Source organism: Marinomonas sp. HM11-D (assembly GCF_057626615.1).
Window position 1 is genome coordinate 374,791 of sequence record NZ_JBMMKT010000003.1, and the last position, 12,223, is coordinate 387,013.

At 44.7% G+C, this 12,223-nt stretch carries 14 protein-coding genes and 2 tRNA genes; 10 read left to right on the top strand and 6 right to left on the bottom strand.

All coding sequences use genetic code 11. From position 1 onward, the window contains the following. Window positions 1-25: 25 nt before the first annotated feature. Complete coding sequence (ppa, locus tag ACOSVP_RS06375) at window positions 26-556, top strand: inorganic diphosphatase (protein ID WP_487346653.1); 531 nt, start codon at window positions 26-28, stop codon at window positions 554-556. 74 nt (window positions 557-630) lie between these two features. Here the strand turns inward: ppa and trxB are convergent, their stop codons facing one another. Beyond that, a complete protein-coding gene (gene trxB, locus ACOSVP_RS06380; RefSeq protein ID WP_487346654.1) occupies window positions 631-1,587 on the bottom strand; it encodes a thioredoxin-disulfide reductase in 957 nt (318 codons plus the stop codon). 123 nt (window positions 1,588-1,710) lie between these two features. Further along, window positions 1,711-2,463 (bottom strand): HesA/MoeB/ThiF family protein, encoded by a 753-nt coding sequence (locus ACOSVP_RS06385; RefSeq protein WP_487346655.1) that lies wholly within the window; start codon window positions 2,461-2,463, stop codon window positions 1,711-1,713. 68 nt (window positions 2,464-2,531) lie between these two features. Between ACOSVP_RS06385 and ACOSVP_RS06390 the strand changes: the two genes are divergently transcribed. Both ACOSVP_RS06390 and ACOSVP_RS06395 read left to right on the top strand, forming a co-directional pair. After that, complete coding sequence (locus ACOSVP_RS06390) at window positions 2,532-3,830, top strand: inosine/guanosine kinase (RefSeq protein WP_487346656.1); 1,299 nt, start codon at window positions 2,532-2,534, stop codon at window positions 3,828-3,830. 148 nt (window positions 3,831-3,978) lie between these two features. After that, a complete protein-coding gene (locus tag ACOSVP_RS06395; protein WP_487346657.1) occupies window positions 3,979-5,127 on the top strand; it encodes a hypothetical protein in 1,149 nt (382 codons plus the stop codon). Between the two features lie 194 nt (window positions 5,128-5,321). On the opposite strand, the gene ACOSVP_RS06400 is transcribed toward ACOSVP_RS06395, so the two are convergent. Both ACOSVP_RS06400 and ACOSVP_RS06405 read right to left on the bottom strand, forming a co-directional pair. Continuing rightward, window positions 5,322-5,407: transfer RNA gene (locus tag ACOSVP_RS06400), tRNA-Leu, on the bottom strand. A gap of 60 nt (window positions 5,408-5,467) precedes the next feature. Continuing rightward, entirely contained in the window at window positions 5,468-6,697 is a 1,230-nt protein-coding gene (locus ACOSVP_RS06405; RefSeq protein ID WP_487346658.1) for an EAL and HDOD domain-containing protein, read from the bottom strand. 257 nt (window positions 6,698-6,954) lie between these two features. Here ACOSVP_RS06405 and ACOSVP_RS06410 point away from each other — a divergent pair. Beyond that, window positions 6,955-7,030, top strand: a tRNA-Ala gene (locus ACOSVP_RS06410). A 194-nt stretch (window positions 7,031-7,224) separates the two neighbouring features. Continuing rightward, entirely contained in the window at window positions 7,225-8,436 is a 1,212-nt protein-coding gene (locus ACOSVP_RS06415; RefSeq protein WP_487346659.1) for a tyrosine-type recombinase/integrase, read from the top strand. Here ACOSVP_RS06415 and ACOSVP_RS06420 read toward each other — a convergent pair. Then, complete coding sequence (locus ACOSVP_RS06420; RefSeq protein WP_487346660.1) at window positions 8,427-8,741, bottom strand: helix-turn-helix domain-containing protein; 315 nt, start codon at window positions 8,739-8,741, stop codon at window positions 8,427-8,429. The genes ACOSVP_RS06415 and ACOSVP_RS06420 overlap by 10 nt on opposite strands. 257 nt (window positions 8,742-8,998) lie before the next feature. On the opposite strand from ACOSVP_RS06420, the gene ACOSVP_RS06425 reads away from it, so the two are divergent. Beyond that, the gene (locus tag ACOSVP_RS06425; RefSeq protein ID WP_487346661.1) at window positions 8,999-9,187 is read left to right on the top strand and encodes a hypothetical protein; all 189 of its coding nucleotides are present in this window, start codon (window positions 8,999-9,001) and stop codon (window positions 9,185-9,187) included. A 69-nt stretch (window positions 9,188-9,256) separates the two neighbouring features. Here ACOSVP_RS06425 and ACOSVP_RS06430 read toward each other — a convergent pair whose 3' ends face one another. Continuing rightward, window positions 9,257-10,081: a KilA-N domain-containing protein gene (locus tag ACOSVP_RS06430; RefSeq protein WP_487346662.1), complete on the bottom strand. Its 825-nt coding sequence runs from the start codon at window positions 10,079-10,081 to the stop codon at window positions 9,257-9,259. A 293-nt stretch (window positions 10,082-10,374) separates the two neighbouring features. Here ACOSVP_RS06430 and ACOSVP_RS06435 point away from each other — a divergent pair, with 293 nt between their 5' ends. From ACOSVP_RS06435 to ACOSVP_RS06450, 4 genes are all read left to right on the top strand, one after another. Next, window positions 10,375-10,965 carry a hypothetical protein gene (locus tag ACOSVP_RS06435; protein WP_487346663.1) on the top strand — a complete coding sequence of 197 codons (591 nt, stop codon included), beginning with the start codon at window positions 10,375-10,377 and terminating at the stop codon, window positions 10,963-10,965. 4 nt (window positions 10,966-10,969) lie between these two features. After that, on the top strand, window positions 10,970-11,281 hold the full coding sequence (locus tag ACOSVP_RS06440; protein WP_487346664.1) for a hypothetical protein: 312 nt from the start codon (window positions 10,970-10,972) through the stop codon (window positions 11,279-11,281). Between the two features lie 133 nt (window positions 11,282-11,414). Continuing rightward, window positions 11,415-11,789, top strand: a complete 375-nt coding sequence (locus ACOSVP_RS06445; RefSeq protein ID WP_487346665.1) for a type II toxin-antitoxin system RelE/ParE family toxin — start codon at window positions 11,415-11,417, stop codon at window positions 11,787-11,789. Next, entirely contained in the window at window positions 11,782-12,090 is a 309-nt protein-coding gene (locus ACOSVP_RS06450) for a helix-turn-helix domain-containing protein (protein ID WP_487346666.1), read from the top strand. The genes ACOSVP_RS06445 and ACOSVP_RS06450 overlap by 8 nt, the downstream gene beginning before the upstream one ends. The last annotated feature ends 133 nt before the right edge of the window (window positions 12,091-12,223 follow it).

Here is a 12,223-nt window from a genome sequence, read left to right on the forward strand (position 1 = left end):
ACTTAACACAAGTGGATATAAAACAATGAGCTTCAAAGACATTCCTGCTGGCCGCGATGTGCCAAACGATATCAACGTAATCATCGAAATCCCTGCTGAGGCAAACCCAGTTAAGTACGAAGTAGACAAAGACATGGACGCTCTAGTAGTAGACCGCTTCATGACGGCGCCTATGTTCTACCCAGCAAACTATGGTTACGTTAACAACACATTAGCAGACGACGGCGACCCAGTTGACGTTTTGGTTATCACACCATACCCAGTGGTTCCAGGCTCTGTGATTCGTTGCCGTCCAGTTGGCGTGCTAAACATGTCTGACGAAGCAGGTATGGACGCTAAGCTTGTAGCGGTTCCACACGAAAAGCTAAGCAAAGAATACGGCCACATCCAAGATGTGAACGATATTCCACAACTTCTACGTGACCAAATCGAGCACTTCTTCGAAAATTACAAGAAGCTTGAAAAAGGTAAGTGGGTAAAAGTTGAAGGCTGGGCGAATGCTGAAGAAGCGCGCAAAGCCCTAGTTGCAGGCGTAGAAGCTTACAACGCTCAGTAATCTTTCGATTACCACGAACATAAAAAAGCCGATCCAGTGGATCGGCTTTTTTCGTTTGTAACGCTTGACTTAAATTAGCCTTCTAGACCATCTAGGAAGCGCTCTGCGTCTAGCGCCGCCATACAGCCCGTACCGGCAGAAGTGATCGCTTGACGATAGATATGATCACTTACGTCACCCGCAGCAAACACACCTTCAATGCTCGTTTGAGTCGCATTGCCTTGTGTACCAGACTGAACCGTTAGGTAACCGTCTTTCATATCTAGTTGGCCAGCAAAGATGTCTGTGTTTGGCTTGTGACCGATGGCTACGAACAAACCAGCAACCGCCAATTCTTTGGTTTCGCCCGTTTGGTTGTTCTTAATACGAACACCCGTCACACCCGCGCTATCGCCTAGCACTTCGTCAAGTTCACTGTGCCATTCGATCTTAACATTGCCGTTCGCAGCTTTGTCTAACAGTTTGTCAGCAAGAATTTTCTCAGAACGGAATTTATCGCGACGGTGAATCACAGTAACTGACTTAGCAATGTTTGCTAGGTAAAGCGCTTCTTCTACAGCCGTGTTACCACCACCGATTACCGCTACATCTTGATTGCGGTAGAAGAAACCGTCACAAGTCGCACAAGCGGATACGCCTTGGCCCATAAACTTCTGCTCACTTTCCATACCTAGGTACTGAGCGCTGGCACCGGTTGCGATGATCAAAGCATCACAAGTGTACACACCGCTGTCGCCTTCTAGGCGGAATGGACGGTTTTGTAGGTCCACTTTATTGACGTGGTCAAATACGATTTCTGTTTCAAAACGCTCCGCGTGTTGACGCATACGCTCCATCAATTCAGGACCTTGAACGCCTTGCACATCACCTGGCCAGTTGTCGACTTCAGTTGTCGTCGTAAGCTGACCACCCATTTGCATACCGGTAATCATTACTGGATTTAGGTTGGCACGTGCTGCGTATACCGCTGCAGTGTAGCCTGCAGGGCCTGAGCCCAAGATCATTAATTTAGCGTGCTTAACATCGCTCATTTGGAATGCTCCTTACATTAAATATCCTAGCCGAGGTGTAACACGGCTTCGTTATGGGCATAGGATAAAGAAACCGCTAACAAATAGACACCGAAGAAAATTAATTACGAAAATAGAGGTATTCTATGAATTTTGAGCGCCACAACAAGGGCATTCAGGGTCTTGCGAAAGACGCATACTACGCCAGTCACCACTAAGACCATCAAATAGCTGCAGCACACCATGCTTCACCGTGCCTTTACCACTGAGTAACTTAATTGCAGACAAGGCTTGTTGCACTCCAATTGTCCCCACCACAGGCCCAATAATGCCATTGGTATTGCAGCTAAGTTGCTGATCAGATAGGTCTGGGTATAAGCATTCGTAGCAAGGCGTTGCTTGCTCATCATAACGAAAGGTGACTAGCTGCCCTTCCCAACGGATCGCCGCCCCACTGACCAGTGGAATCTTGTGGGCCTGAGCCCACCGATGCACCATCTGACGGGTTGAAAAATTATCACAGCAATCCAAAATCACATCACAGCCGGATAAGCATCTATCAATATTGTCTTCATTTAGACGAAGCGGATATGTCTTTATTTGCACATCGGAATTGCGCGCTTGCAGCTGCTCTTGGGCTGCTTGAACTTTAGGCTTTTGGACGTCTTGCTCGGTATAAAGCACTTGGCGCGGTAAGTTACTAAGCTCGATCTCATCATCATCGACTAAGGTCAGCGTTCCCACCCCTGCACCAACTAAATAAGTGGCCGCAATATTACCCAAGCCGCCGGCACCAATAATCACGGCGTGTTTGCCAGACAAATTCATCTGACCTTCAATGTCAAAGTTGGTAAGTAGCAACTGACGGCTGTAGCGCAGTAGCGATTGTTCATTCATAGCATTCATCCTGCCCGTTCGATCAGCATTTTGCTAATATCTAGGCATTGTATTACTGGAATCAGAAAATGAAATTTCCCGGCCGCAGAAAGATAAAGCACTACTTCCCAGCCACACAGGGCAAGCACAGACTTCCCAAATCAGAAGTCCAGCCCACTCGAGACACCTATATTGTTGGTCTAGATGAAACCATTGTGGATGTGATTGCGACGGTCGATGACACATTTCTGGCGCGACATGGTATCCGAAAAGGCCTTTCAAACCTAGTCACGCCAGAACAAGCCAGCGCGATCTACCAAGAACTGGTCGATGAAAACCGTATATCGGATCACTTTGCCGGCGGCACCATTGGCAATACCTTACATAACTATTCAATGCTCGCGGACGACAAATCGGTGCTACTTGGGGTTATGTCCAAGCAAATCGCCCTCAATTCCCCCGAATACCATTATTTATGCGACACCAGCAGCAATGTCGACATGCATCACCTGCAGGGTGTCAACGGAGATATTGGCCGTGGTATAACCTTGATAACGGAAGATGGTGAACGCACCTTTGCCATTGCCCCCAATGCCATGGATGACGTCGCACCTAGTTCGGTTAATGAAGCGCTGATCGCCAATGCGGCCGCCTTTGTCACCTGTGCTTACCCACTACGTCATGCTGGAAAACCGATCAAAGCAACGTTAATGAAATGCTTGCAGCTGGCCAAAAAGCACCAAGTCCCTGTTATCCTCACCTTAGGCACACAACACCTAGTGGAAGAGTTTCGCGATGAGATTCAGCAAATTATAGAAGAGTTTGTCACAGTGGTTGCCATGAACGAGCAAGAAGCCGAAGCACTCACCGGTGAAACTAAAGTTTTGTTAGCTGCGGAAAAAGCACTGGCCTGGTGTGATATGGTGCTGCTGACAGCTGGTGCCGAGGGACTGTATTTATGTGGTTACACCGACGATCAATGCAAACGCGCCACCACACATCCAATCAAATCCCAAGACATTGCCAACTTTAACCAATGGGAGTTTTCGCGCCCCCAGCGTCAAAGTGATTGTGATGACCCTATTAAAATTTACTCACACATCGCCCCTTATCTTGGTGGGCCAGAACGCATCCGTAATACCAATGGTGCAGGCGATGGCGCCTTATCCGCGTTATTGCATGACATAGCCGCGAATGGCTTTCACCAACAACAAGCCCCCCACAGCAGCAAGCATACGGCTAAACATTTAACCTATTCATCGTTTGCGCAAATCTGTAAATACGCCAACCGAGTGAGCTATGAGATTCTTAGCCAACATTCGCCAAGACTATCGAAAGGGTTACCAGAAAAAGAAGACAGCTTAGAAGAGACGTATTGGGCGAGATAGAAGAAACTTCCTCATATAATAAAAGACACAAAGAAGACATAAAGAAATCTAAATTGTATATAATTATGCTTTTTTAGCTCTTCGCTCACGTATAAAGTAGCCTAGTAAAGGCTAAATACAAGTCAATGAAGCAAAATAAGGGAAAGGGATGAAGGCACTATTCATAACAGGTAGTAACCAGTACGGCGTAGTAGACTATTTCTTAGAAGGAATGATAGATGACTTAAAAGAATTAGGGGTTAAATCTGACATCCTTAATTTAGCATCCCCAGAAGAAAAGTCGGCAGGATTACAAAGAATCAAAAGTTTTTCAGGCTATGACTTTATTATCAGCTTCAACGGCATTGGTACAGATCTAGAAGTTGATAACTTTTCGATTAGCCAGTTTGCCAACTCCAAACGACTATTTATCTTTCTTGTGGACCACCCAATCCATTTACTTGTTAGGTTCATGGATAAGAACACTGATATTTTGCGCAAAGCAATTACACTTTGCATCGATCAAGAGCATGCAAACTTTTTTGACCTTTGTGGCTTCAAGTCTGAATATTTCCCGCACGCAATTTCTGAAGCTCAAGCAAAAACTGAGTCCTTTACGGCTGTCGATAAGAAAAACCAAGAAATCATTTTCCCGGCATCTTACTTTGATACTCATCATTGGCGCGAAAAGCTTAATCCCGCTTGGCACCAGATAAGCTCATTGATTAATCAGTCTGAAACTGTAACTAGATTTATGCAAGGCCTGGGCATATTGCCACTTGGCAATCGACCAGCGACTCAGCCTCTCAACCAGAACACCCTCTTAATTTCTTGCTTTGTAGACTTTTATCTACGAGGAAAAAAGAGAAACGAATTCATAAAGCATTTTGCTGACCAGGAAATCCAGCTGACAATTATAGGCAGAGATTCTGATAAATATGCCTCAGAGCACCCATTTCATATATATGAAAGCGCATTAGACTACAAATCGCTATTAGATCGAATCAGTAAGGCAAAGTACGTCGCACATAACTCACCTGGTTTCTCATATGGGTTTCACGAACGGATCATACACCCTTATTCTGTTGGGACATTAGTGACGACGTATCAGACCCCCTTTATTGAATCTCAGTGTGCAGGTTTCACAACGCCCCCTAATTGCATCAGCTCGTTATCAGATGAAGATTATGCCCATTATCAAATGAAGGGGCATGAATGGGTCATTAATAACCACACATGGAAAATACGATGGAAGCTGATTTTAGACAAACACTACAACTATGACACACGCACTCTAGAAGAGCTTACCCCAGCATAGTTTTTAGTGATCAGTAGATAACTGTGACTGAACAAAGAAACGAGCCGATGCCCAATAAAACTAACATCGGCTCTTAAAATGCATTCTAGAGCTAGACTCAAGTCTGCACGAGTAAGAAGCACCTTGTCCGAAAAGAGAAAAAACAAAAAAGCCCCTAGGTAAATTACCTAGGGGCTTTCTGCATCTCTAGAAGATGGTACCAGTGGCCGGACTCGAACCGGCACGCTTTATAGGCAATGGATTTTGAATCCATCGTGTCTACCAATTCCACCACACTGGCTTTGAAATTGTGAGGCACATTTTAGTGTTTTTAACTTTGGTGTCAATGGTTTAGTTAAAATTATTTTAGTGTAAGTGTAATTTTATTGGCCCACTGTAGAGCGTCAAAGAACGCCACATTCAAATGACTGCGCACTTTGTTCGGTAATTGAGCAATTCGATCCCAACGTTCTTCTTCGATACTGGTCGCACTAAACAAAATACGCCCCAAAGGGCCTTCAAAATCCAAGATTGCTTTTTGTAGCTCTTTATTCAGTGCCACCTGGCTCAGCAACTCTTGCTTGGGAATCTGCAGAATACGATCCATTCCGGAAATCATACCGACGGTAAAGGCTTGCTCAGAGCAAATCGACTTCGATTGGGCCGCCAACAATTCACAGCAGCGCGCTCGAATCAACAACATTTTCAGCATTTCAGGATCGGTTAACTTCTGCGAGCTGAGTGTGATCAGCATTGACCAACGCTTTAACTGTGCTAAGCCAATGTAGACCACCGCTTCTTTAATGGATTCCACATTTTTTGAGAGACCGACCACCGGGCTATTTAATAGGCGCAGCATTTGGTACGACAAGGTAGGACTTTGGCTGACCAGCTGTGCCACCGCGGCCATACTGACCGCATCATTTTGTAACGTATTAAGCAGACGTAACGCACTTTGTACATCTGCCTCAATTTTTTTGCCCTTGACGATTTCTGGGCGGCTCAAATAATAGCCTTGGTAATATTCAAAGCCTAAATCTAAGCACAACTGAAACATCTCTTGATGCTCTACCTTCTCTGCAACCAGCTTAATACCACGTTTTTTAAGTGCTTCGATTTCCTTTAATACTGTTTGCGGCGGCGTGCTCAGCACATCCACTTTGACCATGGAAACATAAGGTAATAGCGGCCCGTACTCAGCCGTAAATTGAAAATCATCCAGTACAAAACGAAAACCTTGCTCATGCCAACCTTTTACTGCAGCAATAAAAGCAGGAGTAATCGGCTGATCTTCAAGGATTTCGATATAAACGGTTTCAGGGGAAATTGGGAAAAAGGCGTCGGATAAGACCAGCTCTGAGGTCATATTGATAAAGAAAGGCCGTCTGTTTTGGATGTCTAGTTCACTGATACCAATGCATAGATTAACCAAAACCTGACTTGTCGCAACTTCGGGGTTGTCGAAGCTTGCTTTATCTTCATGCTCCCCCCTAAATAAAAGCTCGTAGCCAAACAGCTTTTTGTGACGATCATAGATCGGCTGCTGGGCCATCATTAGCTCGTCATAGTTATTATATTTCTCTAAATCCATTTTTTACCCCAGGATGACACCGACAGCCAGCCAGTGATTGTTTTGCTTTAGTGCTCAGCATCCCTACTGAACATTAACTGACCCTTTTATATCAGCGCGGCCAAGAAGAATAAACAAACCTTGCAAAAAAAGTTCACGAGACTAAAAAGGTAATTGACAGCCTCAGTAGCACTAAATAAAATACCGCTCGAAATTCAGTGTAACCCTGAATTAGTTCATTTTTGTTACATTCCCAGGCTTTTAACAGCCACATCTGTGGGGCTATAGCTCAGCTGGGAGAGCGCTTGCATGGCATGCAAGAGGTCAGCGGTTCGATCCCGCTTAGCTCCACCAAACTTCCCTTTCATACCCTTCCATACGCTTTCAAACACAACGCAACCCCCTTATTTCTCTACATCCTACATTGTCATACCCTTCCATAGCCTGTCATACTCCACCACAATAAGTGGGGGCATGAGTGGGGGCATATGGAAAATGCCCCAAAATAGATGCCCCCAGCACATAATAAATACTGGAATAATCTAGCCATGCCACTCACTGACAGATCAATAAAATTGGCCGATCCAAGGGAAAAAACGTACAAAGTTTCCGATTCTGGTGGGCTCTACATAGAAATTAACCCAAAGGGCGCTAAGTATTGGCGACTCAAGTACCGCTTTGCCGGTAAAGAAAAGCGACTTGCTCTTGGCGTTTATCCTGACGTATCACTCAAAGAAGCCAGAGAAAAACGCGATGATGCCAAGCGTTTACTTTCTAATGGCACCGATCCAGGCGAAAAGCGCAAAGAACAGAAGCTTGCTTTGAAGGGGTACTACGACAACACATTTTCAGAAGTCGCGCTTGAATGGCGTACTATAAAAATGTCAGACCGCTCCGATAGCTACATGGTCAAAGTTGAAAGCGCCCTACGCCGCGATGTGCTTCCGTACATTGGCGACAAAAACATAAGCCGTATTGAGGCGCCTGAAATTCTACATCTGCTTCGTAAGATTGAAGCACGCGGCGCCATAGAAACAGCTCACCGAACAAAGATGTGGATCGGCCAAGTATTTTACTTTGCTATTGCTACTGGTCGATGTCAGCGTAACCCTACCCTAGACTTGAAAGGCGCATTGAAGCCACATAAGCCCCAGCACTTTGCGGCCATTACCGATGCTACCAAAGTCGGCAAATTAATGAGTGACATCTACCATTACTCAGGCACACCTCAAGTTACTGCTGCTCTGAAATGTACAGCGCTATGGTTTCTACGTCAGATCGAAGTGCGTAACTTAGAGTGGGACCAAGTTAAGTGGGATAAAGAGCAACTTGAAATCCAAGCCGCCAAGGGTGGTGAAGACCACATAGTACCGCTATCAACTCAATCTATTAAGATTCTAAAAGACCTATACGCTGTAACTGGGCATGGCAAGAAAGTATTCCCAGGCGCTCGTTCGCATGAAAAAGGCATTTCTGAAAATACAGTAAACGCCGCACTGCGTAATCTTGGCTATGAAAAAGAAATCATGAGCGCGCATGGCTTCCGTGCCATGGCTAGGACGCTACTCGAGGAAGAGTTAGAATTTGATGCTGTGCTACCAGAGCGACAGCTTGCGCATAAGGTAAAGGATGCGCTTGGCAGAGCATACAACCGTACTCAGCTTTTAAAGGCGCGGCGTGAAATGATGCAGCGTTGGTCTGATTATTTAGACGAGCTTCGCCTTGAATATGAAAAAGAAATCGGGCGCAGTTATATGTGATCGGTTTTTATAAAAGCTCGCATGACTTCGGCGGCTTTCCTCTTCTCTTCTGGCGGCAGTGACATAACCCACTTATTGAACTCCGCCAGCACTTCAATCATGCTCGAATCGATGTCATGAGTAAGTGAGCCTAGCGGCATGTTAAGTCGCTGCTCGATCTTGGCTTGCAATTCCTTTGCTGGTTCGTGCACATCTAGCTCCCATGACTTAATAGTGCTGTGAGATTTAGAGACTATAGCAGCCAGTTGTTTCCTTGTTAACTTTCGTTCCTCCCTCGCTTTTCGCAGTCTTAACCCAAAGGTCACTTTATAATCTGGCCTTATATGTTTTTTGATTTATATCAGTGTAATCTAACCTAGCATTACGTATTGATACGTTTGGTGGGTTTATTGTAAGCGCTGTCTATGGGTAGCGGTCTGTCTATAAACACATCAATATGGCTAGACTTAAGTCGTTTCGGCCAGACATAAGATAGAGCACCAATTTATTGCACATTCTTTTGGCACTCTTTGCATGCTCACAGATTGAGCGGTACGAAGGAAATTATTAGGGAATAATTATTATGAATGGAAAAGAGTCAATCTTGGACGATGCAATGCGCTTTATTCACCAAGCCAAAGCAATTGTGTTGCTGCTATCAAACGAAGATTCAATCGAGAATTCTGAGCCATGGGTAGTAGCTAATGCGCTATGGGCACTATCGGATCGCCTGGCCGATCTGGAGGGCGTGATTACTAATATGGATGCTTGAGTGTGGTGGAATGAAACAGCGCCAGCAAAACGGGCCGGCGCTGTTATATGGGTCAATTGAACCTTGGCCCTAATGAATCTCTAATGCCGATTGATTCTTCCAGCCTTCAACGATGGCCGGCTTGCTGTGGTTGTGAATGATGAACATGCGCTCACGAACGGTGGCGAATACTTTAGGGTTTAGCGCTTTAATTGCTGGGTAAACCTTTTCGCTAAGCTCTTGGCTTAACTTGGTTGAGTGATGATTAATAAAGCCAAGCTCTTTTTCTAATCGGCTTTGGGTTAGCTCAAGCACGGCTATACGCTTTTCCAGCTGCCCTACTCGATCATCCTCGATAAGCTTCTGCTCGTTGCGGCCGATATACTCACCCTCAATGGCCTGCTGCACAAACTCAATACCTTTCTCAACTTGGTCAACAGTCGCTTCTTCGATATGCGCCACGCCAAGGTAACCGTTAACCATCTTCCAAACAGACGCGTAATCTGCTGGCTCGTTGTTATGGGATCGGGCGTTGGCCAGAGAGCGGACACAAATATTCAAAGCCTTGCGATCCGTAGTAGATGATAGCTGCTTTGGTTGTGGTTGGCTTACCATCTGATCAAAAGCACGGATTACATGAAGGTGGAACTTAGGACTGATCCACATGGCGTAAGCGTAGACCAGTTCTTTGCATACCCAAGTGCCTTGAGATGCACCGCCACGCTTTGACTTTACTGCGTTGCTCACATCTGAGCATCGGTCAATTTCAGTGATCAATTCTTGCGTGCTATCTAGGCGCAAAAAGTTTGCAGGCTTATGTTTAGCACTGCTTCCTGCGGAGACATGAAGGTCATTAAGAGAATACAAACCATCTAGAATGCGTATCTCTTTTGAGAAGATTGATAGATCTGCCATGATCGGCTCCTTGTATTTTTTCGAAAGATTGGTGTCGGGAGGTTCGAAACGGCTACAAGAGACCGCGAGCAGCTTTTCCAAAAGGTCTTTTATGACTGCTGCCCTCCCGACATTGATTACGCTATACGGGCGCAACACGGGTAGGGTCTGCCATATTTCAGGCACAAAAAAACCAACGCTGACGGGGTTGGGGTTATCCGCTTGTAAGAGGTTTCGACGCCTCAGAAAAAAATATAGCTATATCCAAATCAATAGTCAATAATTAAAAGTTCTTATCAAGGAAGGAAAGCACTATGAAAACTCTTTACACATCATACGGATACCTATTGTTTCTCTTTTTCTTCATTTATTCAGGGTCTTCTGTAGGTGCTTCCGATGCTCGAATATTTGAAATATCAAACCTGCAAACAAGGTTGCTTATCACGCGAAATGATGAGCTTATCTTTGATCTAGAGCGCGATCAGATTCAAAGCAAAATTGAAAACAAGTTAAAAGATTCTGGCTTGTCTGTTGTTGTAGCGAGAGAAGATGTTTGTAGGTTTTTAATCCGCCGACACAATGTAGAACCCTCTAATTTTGATTCAGTTTTTTCAGGGTGCGTTTCCGAGACGCCATCGCTTGACTTCACAGTATCCCAAGCAGAAATCAATGGCGTCTACGCTATTTCGGTCAACGTAGCGCTTAACGAGATGGTTGCTGTTGAGCGCAAAGCAAAATTCACTGATGATGGTGTTAAAATTGAGGTTTTCGATTATGCGAATACTTGGAGTGATGGAGCTGTTTTGCTTTGCTTGGAAAAAGCTTGCGGAGAGGAGATTAATAATGCAATCGATCTATTGCTCAAACTTTTCTTGAAAAAGCTGAATTTGATTAACAAGGAATAAAGGATTGGTTATGAAGAAATTATTAGCGGTAGCTTCTGTACTTGTAGCATGCTCTTTGTCGGCTCACGCTGACTATAAGTACGACTGGAAAACAGGCAATTCTTACAATACCTATAAGAGTGGTGATACGACATATATCCAAGGCTACAACAGCAATACAGGCTCAACTTGGAATAGCCAGATTAAATCTAATGGCGATCAAAGCGGCTACGATAGTGATGGTAACTACTGGCAGTACAACAACAGCACCAAGAGCTACTACAATAGCAATGGTACAACCTGCTACGGCACTGGCAGCACACGAACCTGCTATTAAAAGAATATATTAAAGGGCGCACCATGTGCCCTTTGTTGCATTTCTATACACCATTCACAATTGACTAACCCCAAAACTATGGTAATAATTACCATAGTTGTATCGAACGGACTCCCATCTTATGAAGATATATTTGACTGATGAGTTCTTGGATTTCATGAAGAAAGCCAAGGTCACTGAAAGCAAAGTTTCTGAAATGGCTAAAGAGTTGGCTAATGGGTTACATGATGGTGAACTGGTTCGAAACGAGCTCTATAAAAAACGCATTCCTTCTCCTGGTCAAAGCAAGCGAGACTCTAATAGAGGGATCGTAGCTGTAAAATCCGGCGATGCTATGTTTTTTATGGATGGGTGGCGTAAAAGCGATGTTCCCAAAAAGGGAAAAGAGATTCCTGATAACTTGCTAGAGACATATAAGCTATTGGCTGGAGAGTTCAGGGAAATGTCTGCCGCTGAAATAGCTGGATGCATTGAAGACGGACTATTTAAAGAGGTTGATCATGACTGATAAACGAATTGAGCGTATGCAGGCTATGGCTAAGCGTTTCCACGATAAGGGAGCAATTAGTCAACTAACGATGCGCAAGATCGACGCACTTGCTCTACAAGACAAGCAAGAGAAAATGACAGCATCACGAATCAAAGCTATTCGTGACCGTGAGCACATTAGCCAAGGCGTTCTTGCTAGTGTTTTGTCGATGAGTACTGAGAGCATTCAAAAGTGGGAGCAAGGTAAAACTCACCCTAGAGGTGCAGCAGTCCGCCTTTTGAATATCATAGATAAGAAAGGTTTGGAGGCGGTTCTTTAGTCCCTTCACCTTTCCCCTCAAAGCAACTAACCTTGGCTAATTGCTTTGGGAGGTGGTTATGAGAGAGGTTGGCGAATATCTAGGCGGATTATGCCTAATCTGCCTAGTCATTCATTTGGTGCTTTTAATGATG

What these genes read in the sequence shown, in the direction of transcription:
- ACOSVP_RS06430 (WP_487346662.1), bottom strand. Translation starts at nt 10,081, where the DNA reads ATGGCAGATCTATCAATCTTCTCAAAAGAGATACGCATTCTAGATGGT.
- trxB (WP_487346654.1), bottom strand. Translation starts at nt 1,587, where the DNA reads ATGAGCGATGTTAAGCACGCTAAATTAATGATCTTGGGCTCAGGCCCT.
- ACOSVP_RS06385 (WP_487346655.1), bottom strand. Translation starts at nt 2,463, where the DNA reads ATGAATGAACAATCGCTACTGCGCTACAGCCGTCAGTTGCTACTTACC.
- ACOSVP_RS06435 (WP_487346663.1), top strand. Translation starts at nt 10,375, where the DNA reads ATGAAAACTCTTTACACATCATACGGATACCTATTGTTTCTCTTTTTC.
- ACOSVP_RS06390 (WP_487346656.1), top strand. Translation starts at nt 2,532, where the DNA reads ATGAAATTTCCCGGCCGCAGAAAGATAAAGCACTACTTCCCAGCCACA.
- ACOSVP_RS06425 (WP_487346661.1), top strand. Translation starts at nt 8,999, where the DNA reads ATGAATGGAAAAGAGTCAATCTTGGACGATGCAATGCGCTTTATTCAC.
- ACOSVP_RS06415 (WP_487346659.1), top strand. Translation starts at nt 7,225, where the DNA reads ATGCCACTCACTGACAGATCAATAAAATTGGCCGATCCAAGGGAAAAA.
- ACOSVP_RS06395 (WP_487346657.1), top strand. Translation starts at nt 3,979, where the DNA reads ATGAAGGCACTATTCATAACAGGTAGTAACCAGTACGGCGTAGTAGAC.
- ppa (WP_487346653.1), top strand. Translation starts at nt 26, where the DNA reads ATGAGCTTCAAAGACATTCCTGCTGGCCGCGATGTGCCAAACGATATC.
- ACOSVP_RS06450 (WP_487346666.1), top strand. Translation starts at nt 11,782, where the DNA reads ATGACTGATAAACGAATTGAGCGTATGCAGGCTATGGCTAAGCGTTTC.
- ACOSVP_RS06405 (WP_487346658.1), bottom strand. Translation starts at nt 6,697, where the DNA reads ATGGATTTAGAGAAATATAATAACTATGACGAGCTAATGATGGCCCAG.